The sequence below is a fragment of the Cupriavidus sp. CER-90 genome (assembly GCF_057652055.1).
In genome coordinates, this window is the sequence record NZ_JBYGYM010000002.1 from 1,069,315 (window position 1) to 1,090,771 (window position 21,457).

A 21,457-nucleotide genomic window follows, 5' to 3' on the forward strand; every position below is an offset into this window, starting at 1 on the left:
GGATCGGAGGCAAAAAGGGGGCGCCGCACCACGCTTCCATTATTCATGGCGGGGACTACAATCCCATGCACAGTTCCGAACAGTTTTCGTTGAACTGTTCAGTAGTTTTGACTGACAGTTGCCGTTCCCGTCACCCATGAAACTTGTCATCGATTCCTCTACCGGCGTGCCCCTGACCGAGCAGATCGTGCTCGGCGTGAAGGACTGGATCCGCTCGCGCGAGGCCACGCCGGGCGCCCGCCTGCCGTCGATCCGCGCACTGGCCGCCGAACACGGCATCAGCCGCTTTCCGGTCATCGAGGCGTACGACCGCCTGGTGTCGCAGGGGCTCGTGGATTCGCGCCAGGGTTCGGGCTTCTACGTGGCCGAAAGCGCGCTGACGGGGCGCCGTGGGCGCGGATGGTCCGACCCGAGCCTGGCCGAAGACCTGTCGCTGCATATCATCGACCAGTTCCACCATCCCAGCGGCACGCTGAAGCTGGCCGGCGGCTTCGTGCCCGAGGAATGGCGCGATGTGGAGGGGCTGACGCAGGCCATCCGCCATATCACGCGGCACGACATCGACAGCGTGATCCACTACGCCACGCCGCTGGGCCACCCGGCGCTGCGCAAGCATGTGCTGACCCGCGCGCGGCAGGTGGGAATCGAAGCGGAACTGTCGCAGGTGCTGATCACGTCGGGCGCCAGCCAGGCGCTGGACCTGATCGTGCGCCACCTGCTCAAGCCCGGCGATACGGTTTTCGTCGAGGACCCCGGCTACTACAACCTGTTCGGGCTGCTGCGCATGCATGGCGTGCAGCTGGTGGGCGTGCCGCACACGCCGAACGGACCCGACCCCGAGGCCTGCGAGCGGCTGCTGCGCGACCACAAGCCCAAGCTGTTCTTCACCAACAGCGTGCTGCAGAACCCCACCGGCTCCACGCTGGCGCCGCCCGTGGCGTTCCGCCTGCTCGAACTGGCGCGCCGGCACAACTTCCGCTTCGTCGAGGACGACATCTTTTCGGACTTCCAGCTCAATTTCACCGACCGGCTGGCCACGCTGGACCAGCTCGAACACGTGATCTACATCGGCGGATTTTCGAAGACGGTCTCGGCGGCGCTGCGCGTGGGCTATATCGTCGCCGACAAGGCGCTGATCAAGGACCTGATCGACGTGAAGGTGCTGACCAGCGTGGCGGGATCGCATTTTGCCGAAGCCGTGACGGCGACGATGCTGGAGCGCGGCGCCTATCGCAAGTACGTCGAGCGGCTGCGCGTGCGCACGCGCGAGGTGACGGCCGATGCCGTGAAGATCCTGGGCCAGTACGGCTGGGAGGTGTTCTGCGAGCCGGCCGGCGGCAACTTCCTGTGGGCCCGCTCGCCCGCGATCGAGGACTCGCGCGACCTCGTGGCGATGGCCGAGACCCATGGCATCTCGCTGGCACCGGGGCACTTCTTCCGCCCAGGCGGCGAGACGTCGGCCTGGGTGCGCATCAACTCGGCCTACGCCGGCGAGCCGCGCTCGCGCGCCTTTTTCGAGCAGGCCGCCGCGCGCTGATCAGCCCTGGGCGTCGCCGCCGTGGTTGTGCAGCACGGCGTTGCGGCGCGAATAGGCGAAATAGATCACCAGGCCCAGCGCCAGCCAGCAGAGGAATGTGATCCACGTCAGCTTCTGCAGGTGTGCCATCAGAAATAGACAAAACGCCACGGACAGCAGCGGCACGACGGGCACGCCGGGGCAGCGGAACGTGCGCGGCAGGTGCGGCTGCGTCCGGCGCAGCACCAGCGTGGCGATCGAGATCAGCGTGAAGGCCGACAGCGTGCCGATGTTGATCAGCTCCGCCAGCACGTTCAGCGGCACGAACCCGGCGATGGCCGAGAACACGATGCCCACCGCCCACGTGGCCGTGAACGGCGTGGCGTGAACGGGGTGGACGGCCGACAGCGCCTCGGGCAGCAGGCCGTCGCGCGACATCGCAAAGATGATGCGCGTCTGGCCGTAGGTCATCACCAGGATCACCGTGGTCATGCCCAGGATGGCGCCCAGGTCCACAAACCCGGCCACCCAGTTCTGCCCCGCGTACTGCAGCGCCAGCGACACCGGATGATCGACGCCCTCGAACTTCATGAACGGCACGATGCCGGTCATGATGGCCGCCACCGCCACGTACAGGATGGTGCAGACCGCCAGCGATCCGATGATGCCGATCGGCAGGTCGCGGCCCGGATTGCGCACTTCCTCGGCCGCCGAGGTCACGGCATCGAAACCGATGAACGCGAAGAACACCAGCGCCGCCGCATTGAAGATGCCCGTGAAGCCGAACGGCGCGAACGGCTGCCAGTTGGCCGGCTTCACGTGCCAGATGCCCACCACGATGAACAGCAGCACCACGGTGATCTTGATGGCCACCATCACGTTGTTGAGCCGCGCCGACTCGCGCACGCCGTACGACACCACCCACGTGATCGCCAGCATGATCAGGATGGCGGGCAGGTTCACCAGCGTATGGACGCCCGGCACCGAGCCCGGCGCGGCCGTGATCGCGGCGGGCAGGTGCAGCCCGAAGCCGGCCATCAGCGACTGGAAGTAGCCCGACCACCCCACCGACACCGCCGAGGTCGCCAGCCCGTATTCGAGCAGCAGGTCCCAGCCGATCATCCACGCGATGATCTCGCCCAGCGTGGCGTAGCTGTAGGTGTAGATCGATCCGGACACCGGAATCGCGGACGCAAATTCTGCGTAGCACAACGCTGCAAAGCCGCAGGCCATGGCCGCAATCACGAACGACACAGTCAACGCCGGCCCGGCCGTCAGCGCGCCGGTGCCGGTCAGCACGAAGATGCCCGTGCCGATGATGGCGCCAATGCCCATCAGCACCAGATCCACCGGCCCCAGCACCTTGCGCAATCCATCATGCTCGCTGACATCCAGCATGGATTCGATGTTCTTGGTGCGGAAGAGACTCATGGGCGGCTCCGGGCGACAGTCCGTGCATTGACTATAGGTTGTACAAGTCGCACCGGCGGCCTGGGCCGCACATCTTTTGGACGGTGGCAAGACAGGGGCGCCGGCGGAAGGGCGCGATGATACGCGCCGGCGGCCGCGTTGTCATGGCGGACCGGCCTCACCGCGATGCCCGCCACCGTGCCCGCGCACGAACAAATAAAAAGGCGCCCTGTTCAGGGCGCCTTCAAGACGACGATGCCGGCCGGCATCGGGAAATCAGAGAAATCAAAGAATCTGCGATCTACTTCGCCACCGGCATGGTGAATTCCGCGCCCTTGGCGATGCTGTCGGGCCAACGCTGCATCACGCTCTTGTAGCGCGTGTAGAAGCGCACGCCTTCCTCGCCGTAGGCGTGGTGATCGCCGAACAGCGAACGCTTCCAGCCGCCGAACGAATGCCAGGCCATCGGCACCGGAATCGGCACGTTGATGCCGACCATGCCCACCTGGATCTGGCGCGCGAACGCGCGGGCGATGCCGCCGTCGCTGGTGTAGCACGACACACCGTTCCCAAATTCGTGACGATTGATCAGGTCCACCGCCTCGGCAAAGTCGTGCACGCGTACCACCGACAGCACCGGGCCGAAGATCTCTTCCTTGTAGATCGTCATGTCCGGCTTGACGTTGTCGAACAGCGTGCCGCCGACGAAGAAGCCGTTCTCGTGGCCGTCCACCTTGTGGCCGCGGCCGTCGGTCACCAGCTTCGCGCCCTCGGCCACGCCCTTGGCGATATAGCCCTCGACCTTGGCCTTGTGCGCGGCCGTGACCAGCGGACCCATCTCGGCGTCGCCTTCCATGCCGTTGCGGATCTTCAGCGATGCGGCACGTTCGGCCAGGCGCGGCACGAGCTTGTCGGCGACCTCGCCCACCGCCACGGCCACCGAGATCGCCATGCAGCGTTCGCCGGCCGAACCGTAGGCGGCACCGACCAGCGCATCGACGGCCTGGTCCAGATCGGCATCGGGCATCACCACCAGGTGGTTCTTGGCGCCGCCCAGGGCCTGTACGCGCTTGCCGTGCTTCGTGCCTTCGGTATAGATGTACTCGGCAATCGGCGTGGAGCCCACGAACGACAGCGCCTGCACGTCGGGGTGCGCCAGCAGTGCGTCCACGGCCACCTTGTCCCCCTGCACCACGTTGAACACGCCATCGGGCAAGCCCGCCTGCTTGAGCAGGTCGGCGATCAGCAGGCTCGGCGACGGGTCGCGCTCCGACGGCTTGAGCACGAACGTGTTGCCGCACGCCAGCGCCACCGGGAACATCCACATCGGCACCATCACCGGGAAGTTGAACGGCGTGATGCCGGCCACCACGCCCAGCGGCTGGCGCAGGTTCCAGTTGTCGATGCCACCGCCGATGTTGTCGGTGAAATCGGTCTTGAGCAGGTTCGGAATGCCGCAGGCGAACTCCACCACCTCGATGCCGCGCGTGACTTCGCCCTTGGCATCGGAAAACACCTTGCCATGCTCACGCGTGATCAGCGCGGCCAGGTCGTCGTGGTGGCGGTCTAGCAGTTCCTTGAACTTGAACAGGATGCGCGCCCGGCGCAGCGGCGGCATCTCGGCCCAGGCGGGCCAGGCCGCCTTGGCGGCGGCCACGGCGGCAGCCACGTCATCCGGCGTGCCCAGGGCCACGCGGGCAGCCACGTCGCCAGTGGCCGGGTTGAACACATCGGCAAAGCGGTCCGTGCCGGCGCGCTGCACGCTGCCGCCAATGTAGTGATGGATTTCGGCAATCTGCCGGTTTTCTGCGATGTTCACTGCGGTCTTCCTCTATGTCTCGGGCAGGTCTTACTGGATGCTCTGCAGGGCCTGGCGTACGGTATCGAACAACTGGTCGATCTCGGCCTCGGCAATGATCAGCGGCGGCGAGAACGCCAGGATGTCGCCGGTGTAGCGTACCAGCACACCCAGCTCCAGGCATTTCAGGAACGCCTCGTATGCGCGCGCACCCGGGGCGCCGGGGCGCGATTCCAGTTCCACGCCGGCCACCAGGCCCAGGTTGCGGATGTCCTTCACATAAGGCGCGCCCCGCAGCCCGTGCACGGCGGCCTCGAATTTCGGCGCCAGCTCGGCCGCCCGCTCGAACAGCCTGTCGCGCTTGTACAGGTCCAGCGTGGCGATACAGGCCGCCATCGCCAGCGGGTGGCCGGAATACGTGTAGCCGTGCGGCAGTTCGATGCCGCCCTGTGGCGTGGCGTTGATCACGGCGTCGTGGACTTCGCGGCGCACGGCCACGGCGCCCATCGGCACGGCGGCATTGTTGATGGCCTTGGCCATCGTGATCAGGTCCGGCGTGACCTTCAGCCGCTCCGCCGCGGTGGCGGCGCCCAGGCGGCCAAAGGCGGTGATCACCTCGTCGAAAATCAGCAGGATGCCGTGCCTGCTGGTGATCTCGCGCAGTTTCTCCAGATAGCCGACCGGCGGAATCAGCACACCGGCGGAACCCGCCATCGGCTCGACGATCACGGCGGCGATGTTCGACGCATCGTGCAGCGCGATCAGCCGTTCCAGGTCATCGGCCAGATGGGCACCCCATTGCGGCTGGCCCTTCGAGAACGCCGCCTCGGCAATGTTCAGCGTGGCCGGCAGGTGGTCGGTGCCCGGCATCACGTTGGCCGACCACATCTTGCGGTTCGGGCCGATGCCGCCCACGCCCAGCCCGCCGAAGCCCACGCCGTGGTAGCCACGCTCGCGGCCGATGATGCGCGTGCGCTGGCCTTCGCCGCGGGCGCGATGGTAGGCCAGCGCGATCTTCAGCGCCGTGTCGACCGACTCCGAACCCGAATTCGTAAAGAAAATACGATCCAACCCCTTGGGCATCAGGGCTGCCACCTTGGTGGCGGCCTCGAATTCCAGCGGATGGCCCATCTGGAACGGCGGCGCATAGTCCAGCGTGGCCGCCTGCTGCGCGATCGCGTCGACGATCTCCTTGCGCGAATGGCCGGCGGCCACGCACCAGAGACCGGCGCAACCATCGAGCACCTTGCGGCCATCGTGGGTCGTGTAGTACATGCCGCTGGCCGATGCCAGCAGGCGCGGGGCGGCCTTGTACTGGCGATTGGCGGTAAACGGCATCCACAGGGCTTCGAGATCGGGAATCACGGTCTTGGCGGCGTCCATACGTTCTCCTGGTGCGGTATGCGGGGTGGCGCGCGCGAAATGCGACGCCGAGGTTTCCGGCAACTCTACCGGCGGGGTCCGGCGTAAAGAATATACGGTCACGAGATCGCCGCCTTACCGTACAGTTTAGGCATCGGCAACCGTACAGGCATGCATGCCGCGGGCGGCACGGCCGCACGGCGGGCCGTGCGCTGTGACAGCCCTGAAACCGATCCGGCACAAGGCCCGCACGCTGCAGCGCACCAATTCGGGCGTCCTGCCCGCAAGCCAGTACACTGTACAGGTTTCGCACCTTGCAGCCGTCCCATGTTGAACCTGAACCTCGCACGAAGCCGCCGTGGCGGTGAAACCCTGACCGAACAGATCGTGGCCGGCATTGCCGGGCTGGTGGACCAGCGCGCCCTGCGTGCCGGCGCCCTGCTGCCCTCGGTGCGGCGCTTCGCGCAGCAGCACAACGTCAGCACCTTCACGGTGGCCGAGGCCTATGGCCGGCTGACCGCGCTGGGCTACCTGACCGCGCGGCCCGGCTCGGGCTACACGGTGGCGCATCGGCATACGCCGGCCGGCCAGGCGCGCACGTCGCAATGGGAGGCCCCGGCGCTCAACGCCGCGTGGCTGCTGTCCGATGTCTTCGCCGACCATTCCGTGCCGATCAAGGCCGGCGCCGGCTGGCTGCCCGGCGACTGGCTCAACGAAGAAGGCCTGCACCAGGCCATGCGCAGCGCGGCGCGTGTGCCGGCCGCGCAGGTGTCCGGATACGGCCACCCATACGGCTTTGGCGCCTTGCGCGAACACATCGCCACGCACCTGAGCCAGTACGGCATGCCCGTGCAGGCACAACAGGTGGTGCTGACGCAGGGCGCCACGCAGGCGCTGGACCTGGTGGTGCGCACCCTGCTCCGGCCCGGCGACACGGTGCTCGTGGAATCGCCGTGCTATTGCAATCTGTTGCAGATCTTGCGGCTGGCCGGCCTGCGCGCCGTGGGCGTCAATCGTACCGAGGCCGGCCTGGACACCGATGCGCTCGAAGACGCCATCCGCCAGCACGCGCCGCGCGCCCTGTTCGTCAACACGGTGCTGCAGAATCCGACCGGCGCCAGTCTGACCAGCATGAACGCGTTTCGCGTGCTGCAACTGGCCGAGCAGCACCGGCTGCTGGTGGTGGAAGACGATATCTATCGCGAACTGGCGCCGGCCGGGTCCCCAATGCTGGCGGCCATGGATGGCCTGTCGCAGGTGATCTACGTCAACGGGTTTTCGAAGACGATCACGCCGTCGCTGCGGGTGGGCTACCTGGCGGCCAGTCCGGACCTGGCCAAGGCCTTTGCGCAGACCAAGATGGCGGTGGGTCTGACTTCATCGGAAGTCACCGAACGGCTCGTGTATTCGGTGCTGACCAGCGGCCACTATGGGCGGCACGTGGCCGCGCTGGCCGAACGGCTACGCGCGCAACAGGATCGCGTGGCGGAAAGAATGGAAGCGCATGGTCTGGAGATCATGCTGCGGCCCGACGGCGGCATGTTCGCCTGGGCCCGCCTGGCGCAGCAAGATGGCGCGCCGGCACTGACTGGCAACCAGCTGGCAACGCTGGCGCTGGAACACGGCATCTGGCTGGCGCCCGGTTCGTACTTCGAACCCGATGAAACCGATTCGCCGTGGATCCGCTTCAACGTGGCCACTGGCGATGCGCCCCAGCTGTGGGCGTTTTTCGACGCGCTGCGCGGCGGCCGGGCCCGCACCCGGGCCGCCTGACGCAGGCAATCAGAAGCGATAGCGCACGTAGCCGGTGTAGAAGTTGCTGCCCGGGTTCGGTTCCTTGATGCCGGCATTGGAAATGTGCTGGAACCGGAAACCGACTTCGGTATTGGCGTTCTTGCCAAAGCCCACGCCCACGCCAAGCATGTCGGAGAACTGGAAGGCGCTGCCCATGCGATGCTCGTCGGACGTTCCGGTGTGCGTCAGCACGCGCACACCCACCGAGGCCTCGGCGAACGGCACGAAGTAGCCACCGCGCTTTTCGACGCGCAGGATCGGCGAAATGCCAAATTCGAACAGGTTTTGCTGGTTGGTGCCCCCGCGCGCGTCCCAGCCGGCCACATTGAACTCCGCCTGCAGCCTGAACAGCCAGCCTTGCGGGTTGCCGTACTGGATCGGCGTATTGAAGTTGACGCCCAACTCGTACTTGTTGACGTCGTGGCTGGTATCGCGGCCATAGGCCATGTGCACGGCCGGATGGGCCCAGCCCACCAGCTCTTCGGCGCTGGCGGCCGAACTGGCACCAGCGAAGGCTGCGGCGACGGCCAGGGTACGGAGGACGAACAGGGATCGGGGTGACTTGGCGAGATGCATGCGGCGTTCTTGTTGTGTTGTCTTCATGGTGAAGACATCGAAGAGAGTGACTCGGCAACTAGACGAAATCGACTGCCGGCCCCGCCGAAGCACCTTGGCGCCAGGGACGGGTCAGGCCCAGAGCCGCTCTACCACCCAGCTCGCGGCAACACAGATCCCGAGCCAGATGGCGAGGCAGCTTGCAATAAATCGGTACGTCATTGTGGGAATTAACAGCTGAGGAGAAGTTTTAACTGGAATTTTTGCGACGGATTATACATACATTCACGAATGCATGTAAATCGCCGAGCAGGCTGCCGATGTGCGGGCAACGCGGCAATTCCACTAAAAACATCCTCCAGCTCGCGATGATGCCAGCACATGGCCATCCGTGCAGACCGGAGTTGGAACAGGTGTATCGACGTAAATGGTGTCGCGCCGCTGCCAGATGTGTCGCGAGCGCCTCACGAGCCCATCACGCAGCGGCCGCCGACACCGGCCAGTCCAGGGCCGCGCGCGCAGCCGGGCAGCCGCAGCGGGCAAAGAAATCTCTGAGAAATCAGAGAGTTGTCATCGTCCGTCGCGCAGGAACGGCAGCACTTCGGCCAGCAACAGTTCCGGCGCTTCCTCGGCGATGTAGTGCCCGCAGGGCATGGCGTGACCCGTCACATTGCGCGCGACCTTGCGCCATTCTTCCAAAGGTGAAAAACACTGTTCCACGGCACCGTTGGCGCCCCACAACGCCAGCATGTCGCATTCGACCTTTCGGCCGGCCTCGATGTCGGCGCGGTCGTGCTCGAGGTCGATGCCCGCGCTGGCCCGATAGTCCTCGCAAAGGCCATGCGCGGCGCCCGGCAGCTTCAGGCAGCGCAGGTATTCGGCCAGTGCGGCGTCGGTAAATGGCGTCATGCCGGCGCTGCGCCCGCCCATGGTCTGGCGCAGGTACAGCGTCGGATCGGCCTCGATCAGCGTTTCGGGGAACGGTGCCGGACGGATCAGGAAGAACCAGTGGTAGTAGGCACGCGCAAAGGCCTCGGTGGTCTGGTTGTACATGGCCAGCGTCGGCGCGATGTCCAGCGTGACCAGCTTTTCCACGGCCTGCGGATGATCGACCGCCAGCCGGTGCGCCACGCGGGCGCCCCGGTCGTGCGCCAGCACCCGGAACCGCTCGAAGCCAAGCTGGCGCATGACGGCCAGCTGGTCGGCCGCCATCACGCGCTTGCTGTAGTTGCTGTGGTCCGGCAGCCCGGCCGGCTTGCCGCTGTCGCCATAGCCGCGCAGGTCGGTGGCCACCACCGTGAAATGGCGCGCCAGTTCGCCCGCCACCTTGTGCCAGATCACGTGGGTCTGCGGGTGCCCATGCAACAGCAGCAGCGGCGGCCCCTCTCCGCCCACCACGGCGTGGATCTGCACGCCATCATGGTCGATCCGGTGCGTCTTGAAACCTTCGAACATCGTCCTGTCTCCTTAGCCCGCAAGTCGCGCCATGGTAGTGCGGGCCACATCGCGAAGCCAAGGGCTGGCCGCATGGTGGCGGCCCGCGAATGCCGCGATGGCGTCGGCGTGGGTCAGCGACATGCCAATGATGTCCAGGCCGCGCCGGAACATGTCGAGGTGCCGGTCCGACAGCGTGAACGGCGCCGTGAAGTCGCCGGCGGCCACGGTCATCGTGTCCAGATCGATGCGGATCGATGCCGGTGCCGCCGGGTCGCTCACGGCGCGCATCAGCACATCCACCTGGGCCTGCGGCAGCATCACCAGCAGCAGGCGGTTGTTCATGGCGTTCGAATAGAAGATCTCGCCGAAGCTCGGCGCGATGACCGCGCGGATGCCGTACTGCTGCAGCCCCCAGACGGCGTGCTCGCGGCTGGAACCGCAGCCGAAGTTGGGGCCGGCCACCAGCACGCCGGTATCGCGCCAGGCCGGCTGGTTCAGTACGAAATCCGGGCGCGGCGCGCCATGCTCGTCGAAGCGCATGTCGTAGAGCAGGCCACGGTCCAGCCCGGCCTTGTCGATGCCGCGCAGGAACTGCTTGGGCATGATCTGGTCGGTGTCCAGGTTCGGCAGCGGCAGCGGTGCGCCGATGCCTTCGATCAGGGTGAATGCGGACATTGTGGGGTCTCCGGTCAGCGGGAAAGGCCAAGCTGGCGCACGTCGGTGATGCAGCCCGTGATGGCGGCCGCGGCGGCCATGGCCGGGCTCATCAGGTGGGTGCGGCCCGCCCGGCCCTGGCGGCCCTCGAAATTGCGGTTGGTGGTGGATGCGCAGCGTTCGCCCGGCGCCAGCACGTCGTCGTTCATGGCCAGGCACATCGAGCAGCCGGGCTTGCGCCATTCGAAACCGGCTTCCCGCAGCAGCGCGGCAATGCCCTCGGCCTCGGCCTGCTCGCGCACGGCACCGGACCCGGGCACCACCATCGCCCGTACGCCGTCCGCCACCTTGTGCCCGCGTACCACATCGGCCACGGCGCGCAGGTCTTCGATCCGGCCATTGGTGCACGAGCCGATGAACACCCGCTGCACCGGCAGGCCCTGCAGCAGGCTGCCGGGCGCCAGGCCGATATAGTCGAGCGCACGTTCGGCCGAAGCCCGCGCGATGTCGTCCGCGGCGTCCGCCGGATGCGGCACGGCGGCGCTGACCGGGATGGCCTGGTCCGGGCTCGTGCCCCAGGTCACATAGGGTTCCACCGCCAAGGCATCGAACACCAGTTCGGCGTCGAAGCCAGCATCGGCATCGGATACCAGTTGCGCCCAGGCCGTGCGCGCGGCCTGCGCCATGGCCCCGTCGATATCGGCGGCGCGCCCCAGCACATAGTTCACCGACGTGGCATCCGGCGCGATCAACGCGCCACGCGCGCCGGCCTCGACCGTCATGTTGCACAGGGTCATGCGCGCCTCCATCGACAGGGCGTGGATGGCGCTGCCCGTGAACTCCACCACGTAGCCGCGCGCCCCCTGGGCGCTGATGCGCGAGATGATGTGCAGGATCAGGTCCTTCGACGTGGTACCCGGCGGCAGCAGGCCGTCCACCCGGATGCGCATGTCGCGCGCCAGGCGGTAGACCAGCGTCTGCGTGGCCAGCACGTGCTCCACTTCGGACGTGCCGATGCCAAACCCCAGTGCGCCAAAGGCGCCATACGTGGTGGTGTGGCTGTCGCCGCACAGCACGACCATGCCGGGGCGGATCATGCCGTGCTCGGGCGTGATGACGTGCTCGATGCCCTGCAGCGGGTCATTGGTATCAAATAGCGGAATGCCGTGCAGGTCGCAGTTGCGCTTGAGGTTGCGCGCCTGCAGCGCCGACGCCGGGTCCTGGATCACGCGCGGCGACTCCGCATGCGTGGGGATGATGTGGTCGACCACGGCCAGCTGCTGGCCCGGCGCCGGCACCTTGCGGCCGTGCTCCGCCAGCCCCGCGAAGGCCTGCGGGCTGGTGTACTCGTTCATGATGTGCAGATCGGCGTAGAGCAGCACGTTGTCAGCGTCCAGCGTGACCACGGTGTGCGACTCCACGAGCTTGCGATACAGCGTGCGTCCGGCCATGTTGCTTGCCTGCCTGTTGTGGGGGATGGAATGACAGGCAGTCTAATCGCGGAATCCATCGCTATAATTTCGCGAATCGCATGTCATTCGTGCCGTGGATTCACCAGTCTCGCTGTCGGATTTCCAGCACGATCGCCACCATGGACACCTTTTCGGACCTCGCCTTCTTCATCCTGCTGGTCAAGCGCGGCAGCCTGGCCGGCGCCGCGCAGCAGCTGGGCCTGACCCCTTCGGCCGCCAGCAAGCGGCTGGCCGCGCTGGAGGCCCGGCTCGGCGTGCGGCTGCTGAATCGCACCACGCGGCGTCTGTCGGTGACGCCCGAGGGCGAGGCCTACCTGGACCAGGGCGCGCGCATCCTGGCCGAACTGGAGGAACTGGAACAGGGGCTGGGCGGCAGCCGGGTAGCGCCGCGCGGTCTGCTGCGGGTGAATGCCACGCTGGGCTTCGGCCGCCGGCATATCGCGCCGGCCGTGGGCGATTTCCTGCAGGCGTATCCCGATGTCGAAGTCCAGCTGCAGCTGACCGACCGCGCGCTGAACCTGGCCGAGGAAGGCTTCGATGTCGGCATCCTGGTGGGCGACCTGCCCGATGCCCGGCTCAACGCGCGCAAACTGGCGCCGAACAGCCGGCTGCTGTGCGCCGCGCCGGCCTACCTGGCGCGCCATGGCGAGCCCGCGTCGCCGCGCGCCCTGCAGCAGCACCGCTGCATCGTCATCCGCGAGAGCGAAACCGCGTACGGTACCTGGCACCTGCAGGCGGCGGGCCGTCAGGAGACGGTCAAGGTGCGCGGCGCGGCGGCCACCAACGATGGCGAGGTGGCCGTGAACTGGGCGCTCCAGGGGCACGGCATCGTGCTGCGGTCCGAATGGGAGGTGGCGCCGCTGCTGCGCTCCGGGCGGCTTCGGCAGGTGCTATCCGAATGGTCGGCGCCGTCGGCCGATATCTACGCGGTGTATCTCTCGCGCGACAAGCTGTCGGCCCGCGTGCGCGCCTTTGTCGACTTCATGGCCGACCACTTTGGCGGGTACGACACGGCGGCCGACTATCACGGCTGGTAGCGGGCCCCGCGCCGGCGGCGCAACAACCCCCGGGCGCCCATGGTTGTCAGATGACTGTCCGGATGCGGCTGGTACCCTAGGGACTGCATCCATCCCGCATCACGGACTTCCTCATGCATACGCACAATTTCTCGGCCTGGACCCATTCCCACGTCTTCGACACCGGCAACCAGGCCGCCGAACGCGGCACCCGCCTGGTGATGTGGATCACGCTGGCGATGATGGCCATCGAGATTGCCGCCGGACTGGGCTTCAATTCGATGGCGCTGCTGGCCGACGGCTGGCATATGAGTTCCCACGCAGTGGCCATCGGCCTGTCGGCATTTGCCTATGCCGCGGCCCGGCGGCTGGCGCAGGACGCGCGCTTCACGTTCGGCACGTGGAAGATCGAGGTGCTGGCCGCCTTTGCCAGCGCCGTGTTCCTGCTGGGCGTGGCCGGCCTGATGGCCTTCGGTTCCATCGAACGGCTGTTTAGCCCCGCACCGATCCACTACCGCGAAGCCATGGCCGTGACCGCCATCGGCCTGCTGGTCAACCTGGGCTGCGCGCTGATCCTGGGCGGCGCCCACCATGGACACGATCACGGCCACAGCCACGGGCACGACCACCACCACGGCCATGGCCATGGTCACGATCACGGCCACGCGCATCACGACATCAACCTGCGCGCCGCCTACCTGCACGTGATTGCCGATGCGGCCACGTCCGTGCTGGCCATCGTGGCACTGGCCGGCGGCTGGTGGCTGGGCTGGGGCTGGCTGGACCCGGTGATGGGTCTGGTGGGCGCCGTGCTGGTGGGTCGCTGGGCGATCGGCCTGCTGCGCCAGAGCGGCACGGTGCTGCTGGACCGCGAGATGGACCACCCCGTGGTAGCGGAAGTACGCGAAGTGCTCGACGCATTCGCCCACGGCGACAGCCACACCCGCGTGGCGGACCTGCACGTCTGGCGCGTGGGCCGCGAACAGTTTGCCTGCATCGCCAGCCTGGTCACCCATGACGCCACCCTGACGCCGCAACGCGTGCGCCAGGCCCTGTCAGTGCACGAGGAGCTGGTGCATGTCAGCGTCGAGATCAACCAGTGCGACGATGGTCCGGCACCGGGCCGGACCTCGCACCGCCACTAGATCGCGGCCGACGTCAGGGATTCAGGGCTGCAGCAGGATCGCGCCGGTCGTCTCGCGGCGCTCGGCCGCCTCGTGGGCGTGCGCCACGTCGGCCAGCGGGAATCGGGCGCCGATATCGACCTTCACATGGCCGGCGGCGATGGCATCGAACAGATCCTTGGCGTTGGCGCGGAAGCGCGCCGCATCGGCGTTATGCGGGAACACCGACGGCCGGGTCAGGAACAGGCAGCCTTTCTTGTTGAGCAGTTCGGGCTCGATCGCCGGTGCCGGCCCCGATGCCGCGCCGTACAGCACGACCATGCCGAAGGTCTGGGCGCAGTCGAGCGACCCAAGGAAGGTGTCCTTGCCCACGGCGTCGTAGACCACCGTCACGCCGCGCCCATCGGTGGCATCGCGCACCTGCTTGACCCAGTCGCCATGGCTGTAGTCGATGGCGATATCGCAACCGGCTGCGCGCGCGCGCTCGCACTTGGCCGCCGAACCGGCCGTGCCGATCACGCGCGCGCCCAGCGCCTTGGCCCAGCCGCTGAGGATCTGGCCCACGCCGCCGGCCGCCGCATGCACCAGCACCGTGTCGCCGGGCTTGACCGCATGGGTATGGCGCACCAGATACTGCGCGGTCATGCCCTTGAAGATGGTGGCGGCGGCCTGTTCGTCGCTGACGTTGCCGGGCAGCTTGACGAGTTTGTCGGCGGCCACGTTGCGGCCTTCCGCATAGGCGCCCAGGCCCGCGTTCATGTAGGCCACGCGGTCGCCCACCGCCACGTCGGCCACACCGGGGCCCACGGCGTCCACCACGCCGGCGGCCTCGAAGCCGAGCCCGGTTCCGGCCGGCAGCGGATACGTGCCACGGCGCTGGTAGATATCGATGAAATTGAAGCCGATGGCCGTGTGCCGCACGCGCGCCTCGCCGGGGCCTGGATCGGGCAGTTCCACCGATTCCAGCCGCATGACCTGCGGCAGACCAAATTCGTGAAGGCGGATGGCGCGGACGGTCGTCGGCATGGGGTCTCCTCGATGGACTGGCTGAACGTGAAGGCCCGATTATTGACGCTTTTACGAAACCTTGCCGGCGCTCACGTCAGATCAGTTCGGCGCTCATGCACAGCGCGCTGGTATCGCGCAGCCGCCGGAACTCCTGGCTCTCCAGTACCTCGGTCGGCAGCTTCGACGCGTGAATCAGCGAGAAACCGTAACGCGCGAAGTAACTGGGGCAGGTGGACGTCAGCAAGACCGCGCGACGGCTGCCGTTGGCGCGCGCGCGCATCATCACGGCGTGTACCAGATGGCTGGCCACGCCCTGGTCGCGCCATTCGTGCAACACGGCCACCGATCGGATAATCGCCGTATCGCCAAATAGCTCGGCGCAAGCGCAACCCACCAGTTGCGCTTCGAGCACGGCCACATGAAATTCGCCGACGAGTCGCGGCAGATCGTCTATCGGCAAGCCGCACCGCTCAAGAACGGTACCGATAGCGAGCGCATCCGACGGCTGCGCCATCCGGATTCGCAGGTCTTTAATCATTGGGAGCCTCTGTTTCTCTCATCACGTTGCGACGGATACGCCATGGAAGCCCTGCATGGTGAAACGTGTGCGCCGGCGCCGTGCCGCCACGACCCGCCGGTCGTACGACAACGGCACCAAAGAGAGCGGTGATTTGCTGACGATTGGTGCACGCGGGCCTCACAGTATCGCAATCGCGCACGAGTTTCCAGAGGGAAATCACCGAATGCGACGCGTGCCATGCATGACCGGAAAGGGAGCATAAATAGCGCCAGGCCTGCCCGTCAGTATCGGCATGTTTCGTGAAGATAATGCGTGCGCGGAAACCTTCGTCCAGCCAGGCGCCCCGCGGAAAAAACCGGGGAGAGAAGACGGGATGCGCGTCGGGGAGTGGAGGCGGGGATACGGAATCGAACCGTCGTAAACGGCTTTGCAGGCCGTCGCATAACCACTCTGCCACCCCGCCCCGGGATGCCGGCCCGAATGGGCCGTGCTGTGGTGCGGGGCGCAGTGTAGCCGAAGTCAGAAAAGTCTGCTGGACGCGAGTCTGTCCTGCCGGCCGGCGAAGGGGCTCGCGCCGGGGCCGGCCGACTATTCCCCCGGGCTATTCCCCCGGCTCTCCCATGGCCGACTGCAGGTAGTTCTGCACGCCGACCTTGGCCACCAGTTCGATCTGGGTCTGCAGCCAGTCGATATGGTCTTCGGTGTCATCCAGGATGTCGGTCGCGATATCGCGCGACACGTAGTCGCTCACCGATTCGAAGTACTTGATGGCTTCCTTCAGGCTGGCCTGCGATACCAGTTCGAGCTTCAGATCGCAGCCGAGCATTTCCTCGGTGTTCTCGCCGATCATGAGCTTGTCCAGATCCTGCAGGTTGGGCAGGCCATCGAGCATGAGAATACGTTCGATCAGCCGGTCGGCATGCTTCATTTCCTCGATCGACTCTTCATACTCATGTTTGCCCAGCGCCTGGAGCCCCCAATGACGGTACATGCGGGCGTGCAGAAAATACTGGTTGATCGCCGTCAGTTCGTGCTTGAGCTGACCGTTGAGCAACTGAATTACCTTTTTGTCGGCTTTCATGACCTTGGTCCCCTTCCATCCTCAATACGGGCCAGCGACGATTTTCATGGTAATTCCCCCAACCGGAACTTCAAGCTCCGTGCGGCTTTCCGGTCGATCATGGCTTGCAAACCAAAAAATACCGCACAACGATGATTATGCGAGTGATACTGATTCCGATTCAGATGAAATAAAAAGGCGCCCCGCAATGGAGGCGCCTTCCTTATATTGGCCGGACCCTTCATTCACCGCTGGCACGATAGCGATTGCGCAGATCCCGAATCAGGTCGTGGTTGCGCAGCACGCCCTGATATTGCCGTTCGATCAGTGCACGAATATCGAAACTGAGATCGGGTTCCTGCAGCGCATCGGCGTACTTCTTCTTCGCAACGTCCTCGCCCTTCTCGGTTTCTTCCAGAATGGCCAGATCGGTGCGGTCCGTGACCGCCGTGCGCAGGCTCAGCCAACCGCGATGCAGCGCACCGGCCACGCTGCCGTGGTCTTCCGGTTTGCCGCCAAGCGCGGCCACCTGCCCCTGAAGCTCGCGCACCGCCGCACCAATCTCCATGGCGCGGCTCGAAAACAGCGTCTTCAGTTCCGGATTCTTGGCATCTTCGGCAGCCTTGCGAAACCCTTCCTCGCCGTCCCGCGAGACTTCAATCAGGTCGTTAAGCACAGAGACGTTGTTGTCAGCCATGTCGGACTCCTCTCATCGGCGCGCACGCACCGCGCGACGCGCATGGAACATCCCGCACGGCGCCTGACGCCACGCGGCCCTTGTGTTCCAAGATAGAAGAGTGGCCCCGGCCGGGCTGTCGGGGGGCCTCGCAAGCCGCTGTCGGCCTATGCCTACAGGCCGGCAGCGCGCCCGAAGTCAGTCCAGCAAGTGACCCATGCGCGATCGCTTGGTCGCCAGGTACTTCTCGTTTTCGGCGTTGGCCGGCACGATGTGACGCATCTGCTCCGTCACCTTGATGCCGGCGTCTTCCAGTGCCTTGATCTTGATGGGATTGTTGCTCATCAGGCGAACCGACGTGACCCCCCATTGGCGCAGGAAATCGGCGGCAAACGCATAGGTCCGCGAATCGATCGCCTGGCCGAGCGCCAGGTTGGCATCGACGGTATCGAGGCCGGTGTCCTGCAACGCATAGGCGCGGATCTTGTTGGACAGGCCGATGCCGCGGCCTTCGTGGCCGCGCAGGTACAGCAGCACGCCGCGGCCTTCCTCGGCGATCTTCTTCATGGCCAGATCGAGCTGCTCGCCACAGTCGCAGCGGCACGAGCCGAACACATCGCCGGTGAGGCACTCGGAATGCAGGCGCAGCAGCACGTCCTCGCCCGAAATATCGCCCATCGAGAGCGCCAGGTGTTCGGTGCCGGTGTCCAAGCCCTGGAAGGCATGGGCGGTGAATTGGCCATAGCGGGTCGGCAGCCGGGCGGAGCCGATCAGCTCACTTTCTAGGTCTTTCATATTGATGTTCGCTGGAGGCGCCATGGTGCCCGCGCGGCATGATGCGGGCGCGGGGCAGGCGCGCCACGGAGCGCCGATTGGGAGAGGCGCCGACGCGGCATGCCGGCAAGGATACCGCGAAATGCAATCCGCCATCCGCAGAGGGGTTACCGGGCGGTAGGCCGCAGGCGGGTTACGCAAGGCTCAATCGGGAACGAACAGGCCGCTCGACCGCGCGCGGCGGACCCGAACCGGCTGGTTGTTCCGGCCGATCAGCGTAAAGCGATACCGGAACTGGGCCGGCGTCAGAACCGCCGGATCGGGCACATGCTTGCGGCAACGATACCGCTGCAGGCCGCGCTCGGTGAGCAGGAAGTCCAGGCGTTGGCGCCAGGAGGCTGCCCGCAGGTCGTCCCGCATGGCGGGATCGATGAAACCGGCGGCGTCTTCGATCAACGCCAACAGCCCGCGCAGGCGGTCGATGCTTTCCGCAGGACTTCTGGAAGGGAGCAGGTTCGTGGCGTCCGGGGTCCCGGAGGCATCCCGCATCGCGCCAAATTTCCACAACGGCTCGTGATGCGCAAGACGGTTCCTGAATGCGTGCAGTTCAAAGACGAACGCCAGCGCCCGACGCCGCACCTTCGTGTCACGCCATTGCGGCACCGGCGCACTCAGCGGATGAAAGGGAAATACGGCCGGCAGGATCAGATTGGCGTGCGCATGATCGATATTGCGCAGGACAGCGGGCCAGAAGCCCAGCGAAAGACTTGCCACCATCTCGTCCGCGTCAAGTGTCACCTTGGACCTGCGCTGGCGCACCTCTTCGATGCGCCGCTGAGTCGTCGGGCTCAGGGTCTTCCAGATCTGGTCATACCAGTGCGCGCTTGTGCTCCGGCCTCTTGTGCAGAACATCGACATCGCGCGATGGACGCTGTTGCGCAGCACGATCTCGAAGTATGCAAGGTGCGACGCGAAGCACGATGAAACCTCGCCATTCCACAAATACAAACCGATGGCTTCGTCCATCGTTTTTGTCTTGAAGTATCTTCGGTAGCTGTTCAGACGTCGCGACGAAACGACGCGTTCAAAGTTCTCGATGGATGATGTCCGCATAGCGATTGACAGTGCCTATTGGGTTCTCTAGGATCCCTCCTGAGACGTCGATCGGCATACCCCGCAAGGGCGCCCCGGCGTAAGGAGTAAAAGGCCTCCCAAGCGGGAGGCCTTTTGCTTTGTAGCGCGCCGGAAACACCACGGCTATGAGACAACGCCGCAATCGTGCGGGGCCTTGCGTCAGCGCTGGCCGGGACGCTCTCCAGACGGCCACTTTCGGCCCGACAGCCTGGCCCGCCAAAGACAAAGGCCGCCCGGAGGCGGCCCTTGTTCGATGGGTCAATGTCCCGGTGCCCCCGATGTCCGGGGGCCGGACGGGGAGGATTACTCCACCGTCACCGACTTCGCCAGGTTGCGCGGCTTGTCCACGTCGGTCCCCCGGGCGCACGCCGTGTGGTAGGCCAGCAGTTGCAGCGGCACCACGTGCAGGATCGGCGAGAGCGCGCCGTAGTGCTCGGGCATGCGGATCACCTGGATGCCGTCCGACGACTGGATGTGCGTGTCCGAATCGGCAAACACGTACAGGCGGCCGCCACGGGCGCGCACTTCCTGGATGTTCGACTTCAGCTTTTCCAGCAGCGCGTCGTTCGGGGCTACCGTCACCACCGGCATGGCTTCCGTCACCAGCGCCAGCGGGCCGTGCTTGAGCTCGCCCGCCGGATACGCCTCGGCGTGGATGTACGAGATCTCCTTGAGCTTCAGCGCGCCTTCCAGGGCAATCGGGTAATGCAGGCCGCGGCCCAGGAACAGGGCGTTCTCGCGGCGGGCAAAATCCTCGGACCAGGCGATGATCTGCGGCTCCAGCGCCAGCACGCCATGCAGCGCGGAAGGCAGGTGCCGCAGGTTGGTCAGCGCATCGGCTTCCTGCTGCGCGGTCAGGTGGCCGCGTACCTTGGCCAGCGCCAGCGTCAGCATGTACAGCGCGGCCAGCTGCGTCGTGAACGCCTTGGTCGATGCCACGCCGATTTCGGTGCCGGCGCGCGTCAGGAAGCGCAGTTCCGTTTCGCGCACCATCGCGCTGGTGGCCACGTTGCAGACGGCCAGCGTGTGCGTATGGCCCAGCGATCGGGCGTGGCGCAGCGCGGCCATCGTGTCGGCGGTCTCGCCCGATTGCGAGATCACCACCACCAGGGCGCGCGGGTTCGGCACGGTATCGCGGTAGCGGTATTCGCTGGCCACTTCCACCTGGGTCGGGATTTTGGCGATCGATTCCAGCCAGTACTTGGCCGTGCAGCCCGAGTAGTAGCTGGTGCCGCAGGCCAGGATCAGGATGCTGTCGGTCTCGGCAAACACCTGCGCGGCGTTGTCGCCGAACAGCTCCGGCGTGATGGCGGCGATGCCTTCCAGCGTATCGCCCAGCGCACGCGGCTGCTCGAAGATTTCCTTCTGCATGAAGTGGCGGAACGGGCCCAGTTCCACGGCGGCGGCATGCGCTTCCACCACGCGCTCCTCGCGCTGCACTTCGGCGTCATGGACGTCGCGGATCGTCGCGCCGGCGCGGGTCAGTTCGACCACGTCGCCCTCTTCCAGATAGATGATGCGGTTGGCGGTGCCGGCCACGGCCAGCGCATCCGACGCCAGGAACGACTCGTCGTTGCCCAGCGCCACCACCAGCGGCGAACCGGCGCGCGCGCCGACCACCACGTCGGGCTGGTCCTTGGCCACCACGGCAATCGCGTAGGCGCCATGCAGGCGCTTGGTCACCGCGCGGACCGAGCCGAACAGGTCGCCACGGGTGGCGCTGCTGGGATAGGTGTAGGCCTGGTGAATCAGGTGGGCCACCACTTCGGTATCGGTCTGCGACTCGAAACCGTAGCCCACGGCGCGCAGTTCGTCGCGCAGCGGCTCGTAGTTCTCGATGATGCCGTTGTGCACCAGCGCGATGGTCTCGTCCGAGAAATGCGGGTGCGCGTTGACGGTATCGGGCTTGCCGTGCGTGGCCCAGCGCGTGTGGGCAATGCCCAGCTGGCCGCCCAGACCCGACGCCTGGGTCTGCGTGTCGAGGTCGGCCACGCGCGACACCGTGCGCGCACGCTCCAGGATCGCGTCGCGCACCACGGCCACGCCGCAGGAGTCGTAGCCACGGTATTCCAGGCGACGCAGCCCTTCAACCAGGACGGGAACGATATTGCGGTGCGAAACCGCGCCGACGATGCCACACATAACGG

The 21,457-nt window shown here is 66.2% G+C and carries 18 protein-coding genes and 1 tRNA gene; 4 read left to right on the forward strand and 15 right to left on the reverse strand.

Features of this window, described 5'->3' with window-relative positions:
- Positions 1-136 precede the first annotated feature (136 nt).
- Positions 137-1,537 (forward strand): aminotransferase-like domain-containing protein, encoded by a 1,401-nt coding sequence (locus AC24R4_RS15455; RefSeq protein WP_400393983.1) that lies wholly within the window; start codon positions 137-139, stop codon positions 1,535-1,537.
- Here AC24R4_RS15455 and bcaP read toward each other — a convergent pair whose 3' ends face one another.
- The 3 genes from bcaP to aptA form a co-directional block, all read right to left on the reverse strand.
- Positions 1,538-2,947, reverse strand: coding sequence for a branched-chain amino acid transporter BcaP (gene bcaP, locus AC24R4_RS15460; RefSeq protein WP_400393981.1), 1,410 nt, complete (start codon positions 2,945-2,947; stop codon positions 1,538-1,540).
- A gap of 280 nt (positions 2,948-3,227) precedes the next feature.
- Positions 3,228-4,745: a CoA-acylating methylmalonate-semialdehyde dehydrogenase gene (locus AC24R4_RS15465; protein WP_400394906.1), complete on the reverse strand. Its 1,518-nt coding sequence runs from the start codon at positions 4,743-4,745 to the stop codon at positions 3,228-3,230.
- A 30-nt stretch (positions 4,746-4,775) separates the two neighbouring features.
- The gene (gene aptA / locus AC24R4_RS15470) at positions 4,776-6,107 is read right to left on the reverse strand and encodes an omega-aminotransferase AptA (protein ID WP_400394908.1); all 1,332 of its coding nucleotides are present in this window, start codon (positions 6,105-6,107) and stop codon (positions 4,776-4,778) included.
- Between the two features lie 306 nt (positions 6,108-6,413).
- Between aptA and AC24R4_RS15475 the strand changes: the two genes are divergently transcribed.
- Complete coding sequence (locus tag AC24R4_RS15475; RefSeq protein ID WP_400394910.1) at positions 6,414-7,859, forward strand: aminotransferase-like domain-containing protein; 1,446 nt, start codon at positions 6,414-6,416, stop codon at positions 7,857-7,859.
- 9 nt (positions 7,860-7,868) lie between these two features.
- On the opposite strand, the gene AC24R4_RS15480 is transcribed toward AC24R4_RS15475, so the two are convergent.
- The 4 genes from AC24R4_RS15480 to leuC all read right to left on the reverse strand — a co-directional run bounded on the left by AC24R4_RS15480 (position 7,869) and on the right by leuC (position 11,977).
- A complete protein-coding gene (locus AC24R4_RS15480; protein WP_400394913.1) occupies positions 7,869-8,456 on the reverse strand; it encodes an acyloxyacyl hydrolase in 588 nt (195 codons plus the stop codon).
- A gap of 549 nt (positions 8,457-9,005) precedes the next feature.
- Positions 9,006-9,890 carry an alpha/beta fold hydrolase gene (locus AC24R4_RS15485; protein ID WP_487523326.1) on the reverse strand — a complete coding sequence of 295 codons (885 nt, stop codon included), beginning with the start codon at positions 9,888-9,890 and terminating at the stop codon, positions 9,006-9,008.
- A 12-nt stretch (positions 9,891-9,902) separates the two neighbouring features.
- Positions 9,903-10,547: a 3-isopropylmalate dehydratase small subunit gene (gene leuD, locus AC24R4_RS15490; RefSeq protein ID WP_400396818.1), complete on the reverse strand. Its 645-nt coding sequence runs from the start codon at positions 10,545-10,547 to the stop codon at positions 9,903-9,905.
- A gap of 14 nt (positions 10,548-10,561) precedes the next feature.
- Positions 10,562-11,977: a 3-isopropylmalate dehydratase large subunit gene (leuC, locus tag AC24R4_RS15495; RefSeq protein ID WP_487523327.1), complete on the reverse strand. Its 1,416-nt coding sequence runs from the start codon at positions 11,975-11,977 to the stop codon at positions 10,562-10,564.
- Between the two features lie 140 nt (positions 11,978-12,117).
- Between leuC and AC24R4_RS15500 the strand changes: the two genes are divergently transcribed.
- The gene (locus tag AC24R4_RS15500) at positions 12,118-13,035 is read left to right on the forward strand and encodes a LysR family transcriptional regulator (RefSeq protein WP_400395368.1); all 918 of its coding nucleotides are present in this window, start codon (positions 12,118-12,120) and stop codon (positions 13,033-13,035) included.
- Positions 13,036-13,148: 113 nt separating this feature from the next.
- Complete coding sequence (gene dmeF, locus AC24R4_RS15505; protein ID WP_400395366.1) at positions 13,149-14,159, forward strand: CDF family Co(II)/Ni(II) efflux transporter DmeF; 1,011 nt, start codon at positions 13,149-13,151, stop codon at positions 14,157-14,159.
- A gap of 21 nt (positions 14,160-14,180) precedes the next feature.
- Here dmeF and AC24R4_RS15510 read toward each other — a convergent pair whose 3' ends face one another.
- The 8 genes from AC24R4_RS15510 to glmS form a co-directional block, all read right to left on the reverse strand.
- A complete protein-coding gene (locus AC24R4_RS15510) occupies positions 14,181-15,164 on the reverse strand; it encodes a quinone oxidoreductase family protein (protein WP_400395364.1) in 984 nt (327 codons plus the stop codon).
- 76 nt (positions 15,165-15,240) lie between these two features.
- Positions 15,241-15,684 (reverse strand): GNAT family N-acetyltransferase, encoded by a 444-nt coding sequence (locus AC24R4_RS15515; RefSeq protein WP_153949864.1) that lies wholly within the window; start codon positions 15,682-15,684, stop codon positions 15,241-15,243.
- Positions 15,685-16,054: 370 nt separating this feature from the next.
- A tRNA-Cys gene (locus tag AC24R4_RS15520) sits at positions 16,055-16,129 on the reverse strand.
- Positions 16,130-16,267: 138 nt separating this feature from the next.
- Entirely contained in the window at positions 16,268-16,747 is a 480-nt protein-coding gene (bfr, locus tag AC24R4_RS15525; RefSeq protein ID WP_487523328.1) for a bacterioferritin, read from the reverse strand.
- A gap of 220 nt (positions 16,748-16,967) precedes the next feature.
- Entirely contained in the window at positions 16,968-17,423 is a 456-nt protein-coding gene (locus AC24R4_RS15530) for a PA2169 family four-helix-bundle protein (RefSeq protein ID WP_487523329.1), read from the reverse strand.
- Positions 17,424-17,600: 177 nt separating this feature from the next.
- On the reverse strand, positions 17,601-18,197 hold the full coding sequence (gene ribA, locus AC24R4_RS15535) for a GTP cyclohydrolase II (RefSeq protein WP_487523330.1): 597 nt from the start codon (positions 18,195-18,197) through the stop codon (positions 17,601-17,603).
- 183 nt (positions 18,198-18,380) lie between these two features.
- On the reverse strand, positions 18,381-19,202 hold the full coding sequence (locus AC24R4_RS15540) for a hypothetical protein (RefSeq protein WP_487523331.1): 822 nt from the start codon (positions 19,200-19,202) through the stop codon (positions 18,381-18,383).
- Between the two features lie 411 nt (positions 19,203-19,613).
- Positions 19,614-21,452, reverse strand: coding sequence for a glutamine--fructose-6-phosphate transaminase (isomerizing) (glmS, locus tag AC24R4_RS15545; RefSeq protein WP_400393509.1), 1,839 nt, complete (start codon positions 21,450-21,452; stop codon positions 19,614-19,616).
- Between the last annotated feature and the right edge of the window lie 5 nt (positions 21,453-21,457).